Annotated in this window: 15 protein-coding genes and 1 pseudogene; 11 read left to right on the plus strand and 5 right to left on the minus strand. The window is 62.2% G+C overall.

The features are described 5' to 3' along the window. The first annotated feature begins 191 nt into the window (after nt 1-191). Nucleotides 192-1,143 (plus strand): annotated as a pseudogene (locus BN1133_RS18840) (IS1595 family transposase). Nucleotides 1,144-1,180: 37 nt separating this feature from the next. Here the strand turns inward: BN1133_RS18840 and BN1133_RS18845 are convergent. Beyond that, the gene (locus BN1133_RS18845) at nt 1,181-1,660 is read right to left on the minus strand and encodes a hypothetical protein (RefSeq protein ID WP_050667986.1); all 480 of its coding nucleotides are present in this window, start codon (nt 1,658-1,660) and stop codon (nt 1,181-1,183) included. An 85-nt stretch (nt 1,661-1,745) separates the two neighbouring features. Beyond that, nucleotides 1,746-2,168, minus strand: coding sequence for a hypothetical protein (locus BN1133_RS18850; RefSeq protein ID WP_050667987.1), 423 nt, complete (start codon nt 2,166-2,168; stop codon nt 1,746-1,748). Between the two features lie 88 nt (nt 2,169-2,256). Here BN1133_RS18850 and BN1133_RS18855 point away from each other — a divergent pair, with 88 nt between their 5' ends. The 9 genes from BN1133_RS18855 (at nt 2,257) to BN1133_RS18895 (ending at nt 11,408) form a co-directional block, all read left to right on the plus strand. Then, nucleotides 2,257-2,925, plus strand: a complete 669-nt coding sequence (locus BN1133_RS18855; protein ID WP_050667988.1) for a response regulator transcription factor — start codon at nt 2,257-2,259, stop codon at nt 2,923-2,925. Further along, entirely contained in the window at nt 2,922-4,130 is a 1,209-nt protein-coding gene (locus BN1133_RS18860; RefSeq protein WP_050667989.1) for a sensor histidine kinase, read from the plus strand. Before BN1133_RS18855 ends, BN1133_RS18860 begins: the two co-directional genes overlap by 4 nt. 66 nt (nt 4,131-4,196) lie before the next feature. Further along, nucleotides 4,197-5,450, plus strand: a complete 1,254-nt coding sequence (locus BN1133_RS18865) for an MgtC/SapB family protein (RefSeq protein ID WP_050667990.1) — start codon at nt 4,197-4,199, stop codon at nt 5,448-5,450. 55 nt (nt 5,451-5,505) lie between these two features. Next, nucleotides 5,506-6,111 (plus strand): sugar O-acetyltransferase, encoded by a 606-nt coding sequence (locus BN1133_RS18870; RefSeq protein ID WP_050667991.1) that lies wholly within the window; start codon nt 5,506-5,508, stop codon nt 6,109-6,111. Nucleotides 6,112-6,202: 91 nt separating this feature from the next. After that, complete coding sequence (locus BN1133_RS18875; RefSeq protein WP_050667992.1) at nt 6,203-6,415, plus strand: hypothetical protein; 213 nt, start codon at nt 6,203-6,205, stop codon at nt 6,413-6,415. A 299-nt stretch (nt 6,416-6,714) separates the two neighbouring features. Then, nucleotides 6,715-7,713, plus strand: a complete 999-nt coding sequence (locus BN1133_RS18880) for a BMP family lipoprotein (RefSeq protein ID WP_050667993.1) — start codon at nt 6,715-6,717, stop codon at nt 7,711-7,713. A 69-nt stretch (nt 7,714-7,782) separates the two neighbouring features. Next, nucleotides 7,783-9,339: an ABC transporter ATP-binding protein gene (locus BN1133_RS18885; RefSeq protein ID WP_050667994.1), complete on the plus strand. Its 1,557-nt coding sequence runs from the start codon at nt 7,783-7,785 to the stop codon at nt 9,337-9,339. After that, nucleotides 9,336-10,439, plus strand: a complete 1,104-nt coding sequence (locus BN1133_RS18890) for an ABC transporter permease (RefSeq protein ID WP_050667995.1) — start codon at nt 9,336-9,338, stop codon at nt 10,437-10,439. The genes BN1133_RS18885 and BN1133_RS18890 overlap by 4 nt, the downstream gene beginning before the upstream one ends. Before the next feature lie 3 nt (nt 10,440-10,442). Next, complete coding sequence (locus BN1133_RS18895) at nt 10,443-11,408, plus strand: ABC transporter permease (RefSeq protein WP_050667996.1); 966 nt, start codon at nt 10,443-10,445, stop codon at nt 11,406-11,408. A 48-nt stretch (nt 11,409-11,456) separates the two neighbouring features. On the opposite strand, the gene yihA is transcribed toward BN1133_RS18895, so the two are convergent. After that, nucleotides 11,457-12,101 (minus strand): ribosome biogenesis GTP-binding protein YihA/YsxC, encoded by a 645-nt coding sequence (gene yihA / locus BN1133_RS18900; RefSeq protein ID WP_050667997.1) that lies wholly within the window; start codon nt 12,099-12,101, stop codon nt 11,457-11,459. Nucleotides 12,102-12,241: 140 nt separating this feature from the next. Here yihA and BN1133_RS18905 point away from each other — a divergent pair, with 140 nt between their 5' ends. Further along, nucleotides 12,242-12,859: a c-type cytochrome gene (locus tag BN1133_RS18905; protein WP_050667998.1), complete on the plus strand. Its 618-nt coding sequence runs from the start codon at nt 12,242-12,244 to the stop codon at nt 12,857-12,859. A gap of 49 nt (nt 12,860-12,908) precedes the next feature. On the opposite strand, the gene BN1133_RS18910 is transcribed toward BN1133_RS18905, so the two are convergent. Together BN1133_RS18910 and BN1133_RS18915 are read right to left on the minus strand one after the other, a co-directional pair. Next, nucleotides 12,909-14,048, minus strand: a complete 1,140-nt coding sequence (locus BN1133_RS18910) for a molybdopterin-binding protein (protein WP_050667999.1) — start codon at nt 14,046-14,048, stop codon at nt 12,909-12,911. Nucleotides 14,049-14,055: 7 nt separating this feature from the next. Next, nucleotides 14,056-15,300: an HD-GYP domain-containing protein gene (locus BN1133_RS18915; protein WP_050668000.1), complete on the minus strand. Its 1,245-nt coding sequence runs from the start codon at nt 15,298-15,300 to the stop codon at nt 14,056-14,058. Nucleotides 15,301-15,324 lie beyond the last annotated feature (24 nt).

Raw genomic sequence — 15,324 nt, forward strand, 5'->3', positions numbered from 1 at the left:
ACTTGTTCGCACCTTCCTTAACAGGAATAATATCAGAGCGTTCACTTTATTATTTTATTCATCACTTAATCATTTTTTGAATATAGATAAAAAGATATTTCTAATTTAGCAAAATATATACCTGATTACCCATGATTAGCAGTCACCACGAACTATACTGATCTTACGTACAGTTACTGAGGTGCGAGATCATGGCCAAAAGCAAAGTCCAATTCCAGAAAGGCTACAGCCTGTTTGAGTTTTTCAAGGACTATGGCACTGAAACGCAGTGTGAAAACGCGCTGCTCGCTTGGCGTTTTCCACACGGTTTCGTCTGTCCTGAGTGCGCCAACAAGACCTGTTGTCGCCTGAAAAGTCGGCCACGCGTGCTGCAATGCAATCACTGCCGTCACCAGATGTCATTGACTGGAAACACCATTTTCGCAAACACCAAGCTCCCTCTGACCAAGTGGTTTCTGGCAATGCACTTGTTATTGCAGACCAAAACAGGCTTGTCAGCGATGGAGCTAAAGCGTCAGTTGGGCGTCAAATATGACACCGCCTGGATGCTCAAGCACAAGCTGCTGCAAGCCATGAAAGAGTCCGATGACAAGCAGCCCATCAGCGGCATCATTCAGCTCGATGATGTTTACTGGGGTGGCGAGCGCCGTGGTGGCAAACGGGGTCGGGGCGCGGCAGGCAAGACGCCGTTTGTGGCGGCAGTGGCCCTGAACAAGGAAGGGCATCCAATCAAGATGCGGATGACGGTGGTTGATGGTTTCAAAACCAAGTCCATTGCGGATTGGGCAAAACGGCATGTTGCCAGTGGTAGCGCGGTGATATCAGATGGATTGGCCTGTTTCAAAGCGGTCAAGGAGGCCAATTGTGAGCACCTGGGTGTTGTCACCGGGGGCAACCTTGACTTGCTGGATCATCCGGCATTCAACTGGGTAAACACGATGATAGGGAATGTGAAAAACTCGCTGCGGGGCAGTTGCCATAGGCTCGGAGCGAAGCATTTACCAAGGCATCTTGCTGAATACTGCTTCCGGTTTAATCATCGTTTTGACCTCAAGAGCATGTTGGTAGAATTGGGGCATGCAGTCGTGGTAAGCATCGCCGATGCCATATCGGCTCTTGAAGCTGGCTGAGGGTCATGGGTAATCAGGAATATATATTAAGTCATGGGATGACACGGTTCTTATTCTGGTTCATCTTCCGGATTGGCGATCAGGATCTCGGTCAGGCGGCCCTGCTCGTTACGACTGAGCACCAGCTTGCGGCCCGGTTGTAGATCGGCCGGGCTGCCGTTCAGCCAGCGGGTATCGTCATCGAAGGCCAACACACCGAGTCCCTGCAGCCGCAGGGCGCGGCCCGTAACCGCCAGCAGCGAGGCTTCGGCCCGGCGCCACTGGCTGGTCGGCAAGAATCCGGCGATGGCGTCGGCCATGCCGATCCGCTCGGCGACCCCGTCACGGCTGAGGATGGCCAGACGCATGCCGGGTCTGAGCTCATCACTGCCTGCCACCCCGCTCAGCGCGGCGTTGCCGAGTTCGAGTTCGGCGCCCTGAAACTGCAGGCGCAGGCCATCGTTGTGTTCCAGCTCCACCAGCCAGAGCTCGCCATCGGCGGCCAGAGCGCAGAGCGGCAGTGTCAGCAGCAGGAGGGAAGTACGTGTCATAGCAAAAGGCCCATGGTCAAACCGTGCGAGGTTTAACTATGGACCCAGCTGTACCATTTTTCCGCCAGCGCCACGCCGGCCTGGCTCAGTCATCCTCGCGGCAGCGGCTCAGGCGCATGCCGTCAAACTTGCACTCCAGCTCGAGCCAGCGCCCTTCGAACGGCGCCAGACTGTTGTCCGAGGTGGTGTAGCCCCAGATCCGCCCCCCTTCGACCGGCCCTTCCAGATCCATCTCGTCCTTGTCATCTTCGTCGAGGGCTTCGACCTTGCGTACATAGCGCACGCCGTTCTCCACCACCCCCTTCATCTCGACCCAGGTACCGCCGAGATCATCCTCGTCGAGCCAATCCTTGAAGCGGGTCTGGTCGTCGATCACGAACGGCATGCCGTTGACCATCAACTGGCCAAGCTGCCAGGTGGTGCGGCCGGTCAGTTTGAATTCGGTCGCCTGTGCGGTGCCAAGTGGCAACAAGATCAGCAACAGGAGGGCGCAGAGAGACTTCTTCATCAGGGATCCTCGGGGTTACACTGGCAAACAGGATGCCGAATCCGGTATGAAAAGAGCGTGAAACCCTCGCCAACCAGGAGAGCAAAGCATGAAGATTTTGGTAGTGGAAGACAATCCTCAGGTGGCGGAAACCATCATGGATTATCTGGAGCTGGCCGGTCACCGCCTCGATTGTGCCTATCACGGTCAGGCCGCGCTGCAACTGCTGGAAGAGCAGCGTTTTGACGTCATCATCATGGATGTGATGATGCCGCGCCTCGATGGCCTCAGCACGGTGGCGCGCCTGCGCGAGCAGGGGATTGCCACTCCCGTGCTGTTTCTCACCGCCCGCGACAGCCTGGAAGACAAGCTGGCAGGCTTCAAGGCGGGAGGAGATGACTATCTGGTCAAGCCGTTCGCCATGGAGGAGCTGGAGGTACGGCTGCAAGCCCTCAGCCTGCGCGGCCCGCGCGGCGATGTGGGGGCCATCAGCTTTGGCGATCTGACGGTCGATATCGCCAGCGGCCACGCCACCCGCGCCGGTGAGCCCCTCAAGCTCGGCAAGATCCCGTTCCAGATCCTCGCCCTGCTGGCTCGCCGCGCCCCCGCCATCGTCACTCGACAAGAGGTGCTCGACACCGTCTGGGGGGATGAAGAGCCCGACTCCGATGCCCTGCGCAGTCATATCTACGCTCTGCGCAACGCGCTCGACAAACCCTTCCCCACTCCGATGCTGGAGACCCTGCACGGCCAGGGCTACCGACTGGTGAGCGCATGAGCCTGCCGAGCCTGCGCCGCCGCCTGATCATGGCGCTCGGCGGCGCTGGGGTGGTGCTGCTGATCCTGCTCTCCGGCCTGATGCTGGTGGCCGAAGACAAGATGGAGGAGCTGAGCCTGCGCCACTGGCTGGAGGCGGAAGTGACCCGCTATAGCGATGACTGGCTGCGACTCGGCCCGGCGGCGGCAGCCCCAAGCCCCAGACAGTTCTCCAGCTACTGGACCGAGGCAGGCCGCCTGCCCAAGTGGCTGAAGCCCTACCAGACCCCCGGCTTTTTCGAGCACCAGCTGGGCAAGGAGGACAAACACTTTCTGGTGGCCCGTCACCCCTCCGGCGAGGGACTACTCTATCTGGTGTTCAATGACGACGCCGATGACTACCTCGACCCCTACGAAGACAAGCTGCATCTGGCGACCCGGCTGATCGGGGTGACCCTGCTGCTGGGCTGCCTCGGCTTCGGCATCTGGCTGGTGCGCCATATCACGGGACCGCTGCAACGGCTGCAACAGAGGGTCGCCCACCTCACCCCGGATCAGGCGGATTTCGAACCCGACGCCCCCTGGCAGGAGCTGCGGGATATCGAGCTGGCGCTGCTGGCCGGCAAGCAGGAGGTGAGCGCAGTGTTCGCCCGCGAACAGGAGTTCAGCCGCTTCGCCAGCCACGAGCTGCGCACCCCCAACATGGTGATCCAGGGCTCGGCAGCCCTGCTCGGCAAGGTGGAGGGGTTGCCGCCCCCCGCAGGACGGGCGGTGACCCGCATTCGCGAGGCGGCCGATGAGATGGCCCTGCTCACCGAGACCTTCCTGCTGCTCGGTCGGGGATCGGATCCCGAGCGCGAGCCTCTCCCCATCGCCCCCCTGCTGGAGCAGGAGCTGGCGCGACTGCGCCCCCTGCTCGAGCGCGAGCCCCTCGATATCCGCCTGACTCTGGATGACAGCCAGGCTCAGGCTCCCCTCTCCCTGCTCACCATCGCCCTGCGCAACCTGCTGAAGAACGCCCTCAGCTACGCCGAGGGGCATATCGACATTCGCCTGGAGCTGGGGGTAGTCACCGTGAGCAATCCCAGTGACGCCGCTCCGGATCAGGTGCTCGGTTACGGCTGTGGCCTCACCATCATTGAGCGCATCGCCGAGAAGCTGGAGTGGCGAATCGAGACCCGACTCGAGGCAGGCGTCTTCACCGCTCGGCTCGACTGCCGGACGTGATCGGGGACACGTCTGTCCCCTGCCGCCTGTGCCATCATGAGGCAGAAGGATGTGCGGGAGAGCGAGATGGAGTTCAGCGATACCCCCCTCTACGGCGCCCTGGTGTCACTGGCGATCGGCCTCATCATCGGGCTGGAGCGCGGCTGGCAGACACGCCGGCTGGAGGATAACCAGCGCATCGCCGGGATGCGCACCTATGGCCTCATCGGTCTGCTCGGGGGCGCCTGCGGCCTGCTGCTCCCCACCCTCGGCACCACGCTCGCCCTGCTCGGCCTGCTGGCCATTCTGGGGGGCGTCGTCCTCTCGGTGTGGCTCTCCCTGCGTTGGCAGGGGGAGTTTGGCCTCACCAGCTCGGTCGCCATGGTGCTCACCTACCTGCTCGGCCTGATGGCGGTACTGCTCGGTCCCACCGAGGCGGTCGCCTGCGCCGTGCTGGCGGCCCTGCTGATGGGGCTTAAGGGGGAGATACACCAGGGGATGCTGTTCCTGAGCGAGACCGAGTTTCACGCCACCCTGCGCTTCCTGCTCATCTCCCTGGTGCTGCTGCCGGTGCTGCCCAACGAGGAGATGGGCCCCTTGCAGGCCTTCAATCCCTTCAAGATCTGGCTGATGGTGGTGATGATCGCCGCCATCTCGTTTTGCGGCCACTTCGCGGTACGCCTGGTGGGCACCCGCAAGGGGCTGGTGCTCACCAGCATACTGGCGGGCTTTGCCTCCTCGACCGCCCTCACCCTGCAATTTGCTCGTCTCAACCGGGAGCAGAGCGGCCTGGAGCGGCTGCTCGCCAACGGCATCCTGCTCGCCAGCGCCACCATGTGGCTGCGGGTCTGGGCCCTCACCCTGGTGGTCTACCCGCCGCTGGCCCGCCAGCTCACCTGGCCCCTGATTACCCTGGCTCTGGTCATCTACGGCTGCGCCTTCTGGTTCTGGTACCGGCGGGAGGCCGCCCCCGAGCCGGTCCAACCCGAGACCCGCAACCCCCTCGATCTGGCCACGGCCCTCAAGTTTGGCCTCTTGCTCGCCGTCATCGGCTTTCTCGCCACCCTGTTACAGCAGACGGTGGGGAGCTCGGGGGTCTATTTGCTGGCCGCAGCATCGGGGATCGCCGACGTGGACGCCATCACCCTCTCCCTGGCCCATCTGGCCAGCCGGGAGCTGAACCTGGAGGTGGCCATGCGTGCCATCCTGCTGGCCGGCTTTATCAACTCCCTCATCAAGGGGGGACTGGCGCTGGTCATCGGCGGTCGTGGGCTCGGCTGGCGAGTGCTGCTCCCCTATCTGCTCTCTGCCCTCGTCTGCATGCCTCTGCTGGGGTGGTGACCCGACCCCGCTTTGGCCATAATGCACAGCCATCACCAAGCAGCAGGAGAATGTGATGGCAAGCGACTGGGACAAGATATTGGCCGGGGGGCTGCTCGACAGCAGCAGCGAAGAGGTGGCTAACGACCGGATCCGTGGTCAGGCCCTGCTCACCCGACTCAACGCCACACCGGCCGGCGAGGAGAGCGAACGCCAGGCACTGTGCCGCGAACTGTTCGGCCACTGCCCCGAGAGCAGCTGGATCAGCACCCCCTTCACCTGCGAGTTTGGCCGCAACATCCACATCGGCGAGAAGAGCTTCCTCAACTTCAACGTCACCATCCTCGATGTGTGCGAGGTGCATATCGGCAGTCATGTGCTGCTCGCACCCAACGTGCAGATCTACACCGCCACCCACTCCATGGACTACCGGGATCGGCGCCGTTGGGAGGCATTCGGCAAACCGGTACACATAGGTGACGACTGCTGGATCGGCGGTGGTGCCATCCTCTGTCCCGGCGTCACCATAGGGCCACGCTCCGTGATTGGCGCCGGGGCCGTGGTCACCAGGGACATCCCCGCCGACAGCGTGGCGGTGGGCAACCCGGCCCGGGTGATCCGCACCCTGTCCCATGGGGAGCCGAGAGACGAACGGGCTCTGGACGCCGGCCAGGGCGCTTGACCCCAACGACACCCACTCCAAACGGAGTGGTGACTCGGCCTCGCACCTGTGTCACAACAGGGGAGTAACCTTAGCTTCGTCAGGAGACGTTATGACCATGTGGACAGGGATTGTGCTGATCGTATTGATCAGCCTGGGTTTTGACTATCTGCGCACCCGCGCCAGGCAGCAGGGCCTCAATGGCCGTCAGCGAGCCGATGTGGATGCCCTGCGAGAGGAGCTGCAGAAGCTGCAGGAGCGGGTGGTCAATCTGGAAGCCATCGTCATCGAGGAGGAGAAGAAGCGTCCCTTCCGCTCCCTGTGACCCTGAGGGAGGGCTCCCCGCCCTCCCCAATACCGCCAAGGCGCAAACGATTTACACTAACCTGTTGATTGTGTTGACAATTCACTCCAATCAACCGAGTTACCAACATTCAAGCACCGACCAACCCATATAAAAACAGTCACTTATGAGAACTATGGTTTAAAATTCAAACCGTTAGCGAAAACGTTTTTCCGGCACTATTCCCTTGACCCGGTCGACAGCTCACTTACAGTAAACCGCGCAAGCAGGTATACCTGCCCAGGCAGGTAGCGGACACCATAACAATCAAGGACAAGATCGTGACTAAAGTACTCAAGCTGGCCACAGTAGCCGCCCTCACCCTCTCTGCACTCTCCGCCCAGGCCGCCTCTGAACCGGCCGTCATCTATGACACCGCCGGCAAGTTCGACAAGTCGTTCAACGAAGCCGTGTTCCGTAACGGCGTCGAGCTCTACAACAAGGACAAGGGCATCAAGGTCAAAGAGTTCGAACCCCAGAACGAAGCCCAGCGCGAGCAGGGTCTGCGCCGTCTGGCCAGCCGTGGTAACGGCCCCATCGTCGCGGTCGGTTTCAACATGGGATCCGCCGTCGAGAAGGCTGCCACCGAGTTCCCCAACACCCAGTTCACCATCATCGACATGGTGGTCGACAAGCCCAACGTACAATCCATCGTCTTCAAGGAGCATGAAGGCTCCTTCCTGGTCGGTGCCCTGGCGGCCATGGCCTCCAAGACCGGCAAGGTCGGCTTCGTCGGCGGCATGGATATCCCCCTGATCCGCAAGTTCCAGTGCGGCTACGAGCAGGGCGCCAAGTACGTCAATCCGAAAATGGAAGTGTTCCAGAACATGACCGGCTCCACCCCGGCCGCATTTGCTGACCCGGCCAAGGGTGCCGAGCTGGCCAAGTCCCAGTTCGCCAAGGGTGCCGATGTGGTCTATGCCGCCGCCGGCGGAACCGGGATCGGTGTCTATCAGGCCGCCAAGGACGAAGGCAAGCTGGCCATCGGCGTCGACTCCAACCAGAACCACCTGCAACCGGGCACCATGCTCACCTCCATGGTCAAGTCGGTAGGTCTGGCCGCCTACAAGACCTGGGATGACGCCGCCAAGGGCACCTGGAAACCCGGCATCCAGGCCCTGGGTCTGGCCGAAGGCGGTGTTGACTGGGCCCTGGACCAGTACAACGAGAAGCTGATCACCCCGGAGATGAAGGCCAAGGCTGACGCCATCAAGGCTGACATCATCGCCGGCAAGATCCAGGTCCACGACTACATGTCCGACAACTCCTGCAAGTACTAATCTCACCTCAAGGCCGGCCATCAGGCCGGCCTTCTTCAACGCTTTTTCATGACTCGCAAGGATTGCATCATGGACCAGACAGATCGCTATGCCATCGAATTGAGCGGTATCGATAAGCGGTTCGGCGATGTTCACGCCAACAAGCATATCGACCTGCAGGTTCGCCGTGGCTCGATCCACGGCATAGTGGGTGAAAACGGGGCCGGTAAATCGACCCTGATGAGCATCATCTACGGCTTCTACCATGCCGACAACGGCGAAATGCGTATCTTCGGCCAGCCCTTCAAGCCGCACGGCTCGCAAGAGGCCATCAAGGCCGGTATCGGCATGGTCCACCAGCACTTCATGCTGGTGAACAACTTTACCGTATTGGAAAACGTCATCCTCGGCGCCGAGCAGGGGTGGCATCTGGGGCAGAGCCAGGCCACCGCCGAGAAGCTGCTCGGTGAGCTGGCGCGGGACTACGGTCTCGAAGTGCCGCTGCACGAGAAGATTGAGAACCTGCCGGTGGGACTGCAGCAACGGGTCGAGATCCTCAAGGCGCTCTATCGCGGCGCCCGCATTCTGATCCTCGACGAGCCCACCGGCGTACTCACCCCGCAAGAGGCCGATCACCTTTTCGAAGTACTGAAAAAACTGCGCGACCAGGGTACCACCGTCATCCTCATCACCCACAAGCTGCGGGAGATCATGGCCATCACAGACCAGGTCTCCATCATGCGCCGCGGCGAGATGGTGCACCATGTGGCCACCTGTGACACCGACAAGGAGCAACTGGCCGAGCTGATGGTGGGACGCAAGGTACGCCTCAAGGTCGACAAACAGCCTGCCAACCCGGGTGAGCCTCTGCTGCGGGTCGACAACCTCAGCTATGTGGATGGCAGCGGAGTGGAGCGGGTCAAGTCGGTCAACTTCCAGGTTCGCGCCGGGGAAGTGGTCGGCATCGCCGGGGTCTCCGGCAACGGCCAGTCCGAGCTGCTCAGCCTGCTCGGTGGCATCCTCAAGCCCAGCAAGGGCGCCTTTACCATAGCCGAGCACAGGGTCGATCAGGCCCATCCGGCCAGCGCCCGCGCCGTGCGCGCCATGGGGCTCGGCCACGTGCCGGAAGATCGCCACAAGATGGGGCTTATCAACCGTTTCGAGGCCCAGGAGGCCTACATCCTCGGCTACCACCACCTGCCTGACTACAACAAGGGTCTGCTGCAAGACAAGGCGGCCATCCTGCGAGAGTGTCAGGAGAAGATGGAGAAGTGGGACGTACGCCCCCCCAGCCCGACCCTCAAGACGGCCAACTTCTCCGGCGGTAACCAGCAGAAGCTGGTGATCGCCCGCGAGGTGGAGCAGGACCCGCAAGTGCTGCTGGTGGGCCAGCCCACCCGCGGGGTCGATATCGGGGCCATCGAGTATATCCACCAGCAGATCATCGCTATGCGCGATCAAGGCAAGGCGGTACTGCTGGTCTCGGTAGAGCTCGACGAGATCATGAGCCTCTCCGACCGCATCCTGGTGATCGCCGACGGTCGCATCGTGGGTGAGCTCGACGCCGCCCGGGCCGATGAGAAGACCCTGGGCCTGATGATGGCCAACATAGTCCCCGACGATATCGCGAAGGAGGCACAATCATGAGCAAAGCACGCATTCCGGGGTGGATCTCGGTTGGCCTGCTGCCGGCCCTCAACGTCTTGCTGGCCTTCCTGGTATCGGCCATCCTCTTCAGCTATCTGGAGATTAACCCCCTCGACGCGGCCAAGATCATGTGGACCGGCGCCTTCGGCAGCGAAGAGGGGATAGGCTTCACCCTCTACTACGCCACCGGTTTCATCTTCACCGGTCTGGCGGTCGCGGTGGCCTTCCACGCAGGCCTGTTCAACATCGGCGGTGAGGGGCAGGCCTATATTGGCGGTCTCGGCGTCGGCCTGGTCTGTCTGCTGCTTGGCGATGTACTGCCGTTTGCCCTGCTGCTGCCGCTCGCCATCATAGCCGGCGGTCTGTTTGGCGCGGCCTGGGCCTTTATTCCGGCCTGGCTGCAAGCCAGGCGCGGCAGCCACATCGTTATCACCACCATCATGTTCAACTTCATCGCCTCGGCCATCATGGCCTACCTGCTGGTGGAGGTATTCAAACCGGCGGGCTCCATGGCGACCGAGAGCCGGGTCTTCGCCGCGGCGAGTTGGTTGCCCAAGATGAGCGATCTGGCCGCCATGATGGGCATAGAGATGGTGCGCAGCCCCCTTAACATCAGCTTCTTCTGGGCGCTGATCTGTGCCGTGCTGGTCTGGCTCTTCATCTGGCACACCCGCTGGGGCTATGAGATCCGCTCGGTCGGCGCCAGTCAGAGCGCGTCGGCCTATGCCGGCATCCCCTATCCGCGCGTGGTGATCATCACCATGCTCATCTCCGGCATGCTGGCGGGCTTCTTCGCCCTCAACGTGCTGCAGGGGGAACTGCACCAGATCAAACTCAACTTCGTTGAGGGGTTCGGCTTCACGGGTATCGCCGTGGCCCTGATGGGACGCAACCACCCGGTCGGGGTGATCCTGGCGAGCCTGCTGTTTGGCTTCCTCTATCAGGGGGGGGCCGAGCTCAGCTTCGAGTTCGGGGTCGACCGCAACATAGTGGTGGTGCTGCAGGGTCTGGTGATCCTGTTCTGCGGCGCGCTGGAGCACATGTTGCGCCCGCGGGTCGAGCAGCTCTATCTGGCGCTGGCCACACGCAAGGAGGCGTAAATCATGTTCGAGATTCTGATCCTGATGCTGGATGCCACCGTCCGCACCGCGCCCCCTCTCATCCTGGCCGCCATGGCCGGTATGTTCTGCGAGCGTTCGGGCGTCGTTAACATTGCCCTCGAGGGCAAGCTGCTGGCGTCCGCCTTTGCCGGCGCCGCCGCAGCGGCCGTCAGCGGCTCGGCCTGGGTCGGCCTGCTGGCGGGGGTGGGCATCTCTATCCTGCTCGCCCTGCTGCACGGCTTCGCCACCATCACCCACAAGGGGGATCAGGTGGTGAGCGGCATGGCCATCAATATCCTGGCGGCCGGTCTGACCGTGACCCTGGGTCGCTTCTGGTTCGATCAGGGCGGACAGACCCCGGCACTCTCCGGCGATGCCCGCTTCGCACCGATCGACCTGCCCTACGCCAAGGAGCTCTACGACGTGCCTGTCGTTGGCCAGCTCTACAGCGAGCTGCTCAGTGGTCACTCCCTGCTCGAGTACGCCGCCTTCGCCGTGGTGCCACTCGCCTGGTGGGTGCTGTTTCGCACCCGCTTCGGCCTGCGCCTGCGGGCGGTGGGCGAGGCGCCGGCAGCGGTCGATACCGCCGGCATCTCAGTGGTGCGCCTGCGCTACAGCGCTCTGTTTATCGGTGGCATGCTGGCAGGACTGGGAGGTGTCTATCTGTCGGTCGCCCAGACCGCCCAGTTCATCCCCAACATGAGCGCGGGCAAGGGCTTTATGGCCCTGGCTGCCCTGGTATTTGGCAAGTGGCGTCCGTGGAATGCCATGGCGGCCTGCCTGCTGTTTGGCTTCCTCGATGCGGTGGCGATCCGGCTGCAAGGGGTCTCCATCGGAGGCTTCGCCATCCCGGTGCAGTTTATCGAGTCGCTGCCCTATGTGCTGACCGTGTTCCTGCTGGCCGGCTTCATCGGCAAGGCGGTAGCGCCCAAGGCGCTCGGTACGCCCTATGTGAAGGAACGAGAGTAAAACGACAAGGGGGCCGATGGCCCCCTTGGTTTATTTCGGGATGCGCCCTTACTCGGCGCTCTCCTCGTGTGCAATATCCTCGACCTGATCGCTCAGGTACCAGTCGGTCAGCACCTCGGCCAGAGTCTCGACACCGATGTTGTTGAGCGACGAGAAGGCCTCGACCCGGATATGGTCCCCGAGGGCGGCCACGTCCTTGCGCACCTTGAGCAGTTGGGTCTTGCGCGGACCCGGGTTGAGCTTGTCAGCCTTGGTCAGCAACAGCAGCACAGGCAGCTTGCGGTGGGCACTCCACTCCAGCATGTTCTGGTCTGTCTCCTTGAGGGGGTGACGTATATCCATCAGGATCACCAACCCCTTGAGGGACTCACGGCGCTGCAGGTACTCGGCCAGGTTCTTCTGCCACTTGATCTTCATCTCCAGCGGCACCTGGGCATAGCCATAACCCGGCAGGTCCACCAGACGCTTGCCCGGCTCCAGCTCGAACAGGTTGATGAGCTGGGTACGTCCCGGCGTCTTACTGGTGCGGGCCAGGTTCTTCTGCTGGGTAAGCGTGTTGAGCGCCGAGGATTTACCCGCATTGGAGCGCCCCGCGAACGCGATCTCGACACCACCATCATTCGGCAGATGGCGGATGTCAGGAGCACTGGTCACGAAGTGCACCTTGCGAAAATTCAAAACTTGTTTATCCAAGGTAAATTCCCCATTGAAAGAGCGGGTTATGGAGTTACTTTTTTGTGAAATGGTGTAAAATAGCGTCGCTTAAACACACATTTTAACATGCCTTCAGCGGCATGGGATCTGGAAGCCTTATAACGAGAAGTTGGAACGCCATGAAGAACCTAGCCATTGCCCTTGCCTTGCTGGCAGGCGTGACCGGTGCGGCACAGGCTGCGGGAGACGCCGCTGCAGGCCAGACCAAGTCCGCCACCTGTGTTGCCTGTCACGGAGCTGACGGAAACAGCCCCGCCGACATCTACCCCAAGATTGCCGGTCAACACCCTTCCTACATCAAGAAACAGCTGGTGGAGCTGAAGGCCGCCGCCACCGGTAAAGCCGGTCGCGCCTCTCCCATCATGGGCCCCATGGCCATGCCTCTCTCCGAGCAGGACATGGACGATCTGGCCGCCTACTTCGGCAGCCAGGAGCGCACCCCGGTGCCGGTCCCCGACGAGGTGGTGGTACAGGGTCGCGCCCTCTACATGGGCGGTGACATGTCCCGCGGCCTGGCCGCCTGCATCGCCTGCCACGGCCCCCGTGGCGAGGGTCTCGAGCAGGCCAAGTACCCCAACCTGACCGGCCAGCATCCGGCCTATATCAAGGCCCAGCTGGAAGCCTTCCGCGCCGGCACCCGCGACAATGACCCCAACGGCATGATGCGCGATGTGGCCAAGAAGCTGACCGACGATGACATCAAGGTCCTCTCCCAATACGTGGCAGGTCTGCACTGATCCCCTGCACGGGAAAGCAAGCGGGAGGCCCAAGGCCTCCCGTTCTTTTTTACGCCACTCGCATCGAGTGACGAACCAGCGTCTGATAGTCGCCGAAGGGCGACTCGCCGGCCAGATGACGGCGCAACATGTCGAGGGCACAGAAGGCGATGATGCGCTCCCGGCTCTCCCGATCCGGATGCGGCACCCGGATCACCTGCTCGAAGCGGCGCTCCCCCTCCTGCAGACAGAGGGCAACCCCCTGCTCATCCTCCCCCCCCACCAACAGCGACAGCGTGCCGGGCAGACGGGGTAACTCGGCCGGATCGCTCGGCAATCCGGCCTCGAAGCGGGCGTGCAACTGCGGATAGTCGCGGCAGAGCCGCTGCAGCATCCCTGTGCTGGCCCCCTCCAGCAGATGAAGAGGTGTACCCGCCAGGGCCGCCAGAATCTGTACCCAGGGCTCCTCATCCTCCTCTCCCACCAACCAGGGGGAGATCACCGCCAGCAGCTGGGCTTCGGCCTGAACCATCGCCGCCTCATCCACCCCGCGTCCTATCAGCTTGAGCTCTATGATGGGCATGCTGGAGCGATACCCCAGGGTCACCCCTTGCGGCCAGACGAGGCCATCGAGCACATCCCCCAGTGCCGACTCGGCCACCCCGAAGGTATGGAAGCGGCGCAGGCTCGTCTCCCGGGCAGCCACCAGCTCGGGCAGGATCTGCTTCTCGACCATTTGCTTGAACTCAAACGGCACGCCCGGTGTGAAGTAGAGGCGACAACGTCCCAACTGGAGCATGAAGCCACAGGCGGTCCCCACCGGATTGGGGATGAGGCGGCTGCCACGGGGGAGAGAGGCCTGCTTGACGTTACTCTGCGGCATGCTGCGGCCCCGGCTGGCATAGCGCTCTCGGATGATGTCGAGCCAGTCGTCGTGCTGCTCGAGGGGAGCGTTGAACGCCATGGCAGCCGCCTCGGCGGTAAGATCGTCCGAAGTGGGTCCCAGGCCGCCACAGACGATCACCAGATCGCTGCGGGCCGCAGCCTCGGCCAGTACACAGCCTATCTCGGCCAGATCATCCCCCACCGTATGACGGCGCCGCACCTGCCACCCCCGCTCCAGCAGGAGGGCCGACAGCCAGGCCGCGTTGGTGTCGACCACCAGGCCGGTGACGATCTCGTCGCCGGTGCTCACCAGTTCAATGTGCATAGACTCCTCAGTTCGAGTTGTGCTCGAAGTAATAGCTGATGCGGGTACGTGGGTTGAGGTATTCGAAGATGGCCGGGGGCAGGCGCCTGGGCGAAATTACCTTGGCGATGGAGAGGCCGACGTGCTCCAGATCGATGATGGCCGCCTCGTGCCGGGGCACGGTCGCATCATAGATGAGCACCGAGGGGTAGAGCAGGCGCGAGGCATTGATGGACATCACCAAGCCCACCCGCCCGTCGGAAAGCTGCACCACACTGCCGGGGGGGTAAAGGCCGAGCAGACGCACCATGCGGGTGAGGTACTGCTCGTTATACTGAACCCCTTTCTGTTTGTAGAGGCCGCTCAGGGCCGAGTAGGGCACCTTGCCCCTGTTGTGGCAGAGATCGTCGTATTCGTTGACCAGCCCAACCAGCTGGGAGAGGGCATCGATTTGCCCCCCCTTGAGCCCCTCTGGATAACCGGAACCATCGAGCCGCTCATGGTGACGCAGCACGATACCCTTGGCCGCATCGGGAAAATCCTTGGCCAGGGAGAGCAGATCCAGCCCATAGCGCGGGTGCTGGGCCATCAGGTTTTGCTCCGGCTGGGTCAGGGGTTCGGTCTTGCGCAGAATATGGCTCGGGATCTTCAGCTTGCCGATGTCGTGGAACAGGGCGCCGAGGCCGACCAGAGTGATCTCGTTGGCCCCCATGCCGCACTCCTTGGCCAGCAACATGCTGAGCACGCAGACGTTGAGGGAGTGGAAGTAGAGGTTGTTCTCGTCTTCACCACCCGACACCAGGTGCAACACCATCTCGTCGACCGACATCAGCTGCTTGGTCATGGCGCCCACCAGCTCATGGGCGTCGGCGATGGCGTTGAGGGGGCGGCTCTGGATCTTGTTCATCACCCCGCGCACCTGGGCCAGGGACTGTTGAAACTGCTTCTCGCACTGCTGCAGCTCGCGGCGGTACTTCTGCAACTGGGCGATGCGTCGCTCCTTCTCCTCCTGCATGGCGCGCTGCTGAGCCTCGAGCGCCGAGGTGTCGCAGGGGGTGACGTTTTGTACCTCCTGCAGCGGCTTGGGAGGCGTTTCGCTCTTGTCGGGCAGGATCACCACTTGCTTGAGTCCGAGGCGGCGGATCAGCTCTATCTGCTCCGGCTCCTTGATAAGGAAGCTGGAGAAGAGGAAGGGGTGCTCGCGCCACCCCAAGGGCAGGGAGACAAAATTGCCCACCTGCAGTCTGTCCACCGAGATCTTGATACCCGCCATAATCAGAAACCCCTCCCTTATGGC

Origin of the sequence: Aeromonas schubertii (assembly GCF_000820105.1) — a bacterium.
GTDB classification, from domain to species: domain Bacteria; phylum Pseudomonadota; class Gammaproteobacteria; order Enterobacterales; family Aeromonadaceae; genus Aeromonas; species Aeromonas schubertii.

Excerpts from the sequence above, each read along its gene's own strand:
- BN1133_RS18885 (WP_050667994.1), top strand. The coding sequence starts at position 7,783 with ATGGACCAGACAGATCGCTATGCCATCGAATTGAGCGGTATCGATAAG.
- BN1133_RS18860 (WP_050667989.1), top strand. The coding sequence starts at position 2,922 with ATGAGCCTGCCGAGCCTGCGCCGCCGCCTGATCATGGCGCTCGGCGGC.
- BN1133_RS18875 (WP_050667992.1), top strand. The coding sequence starts at position 6,203 with ATGACCATGTGGACAGGGATTGTGCTGATCGTATTGATCAGCCTGGGT.
- BN1133_RS18845 (WP_050667986.1), bottom strand. The coding sequence starts at position 1,660 with ATGACACGTACTTCCCTCCTGCTGCTGACACTGCCGCTCTGCGCTCTG.
- BN1133_RS18865 (WP_050667990.1), top strand. The coding sequence starts at position 4,197 with ATGGAGTTCAGCGATACCCCCCTCTACGGCGCCCTGGTGTCACTGGCG.
- BN1133_RS18910 (WP_050667999.1), bottom strand. The coding sequence starts at position 14,048 with ATGCACATTGAACTGGTGAGCACCGGCGACGAGATCGTCACCGGCCTG.
- BN1133_RS18905 (WP_050667998.1), top strand. The coding sequence starts at position 12,242 with ATGAAGAACCTAGCCATTGCCCTTGCCTTGCTGGCAGGCGTGACCGGT.
- BN1133_RS18870 (WP_050667991.1), top strand. The coding sequence starts at position 5,506 with ATGGCAAGCGACTGGGACAAGATATTGGCCGGGGGGCTGCTCGACAGC.
- BN1133_RS18890 (WP_050667995.1), top strand. The coding sequence starts at position 9,336 with ATGAGCAAAGCACGCATTCCGGGGTGGATCTCGGTTGGCCTGCTGCCG.
- BN1133_RS18895 (WP_050667996.1), top strand. The coding sequence starts at position 10,443 with ATGTTCGAGATTCTGATCCTGATGCTGGATGCCACCGTCCGCACCGCG.
- BN1133_RS18855 (WP_050667988.1), top strand. The coding sequence starts at position 2,257 with ATGAAGATTTTGGTAGTGGAAGACAATCCTCAGGTGGCGGAAACCATC.
- BN1133_RS18915 (WP_050668000.1), bottom strand. The coding sequence starts at position 15,300 with ATGGCGGGTATCAAGATCTCGGTGGACAGACTGCAGGTGGGCAATTTT.
- BN1133_RS18850 (WP_050667987.1), bottom strand. The coding sequence starts at position 2,168 with ATGAAGAAGTCTCTCTGCGCCCTCCTGTTGCTGATCTTGTTGCCACTT.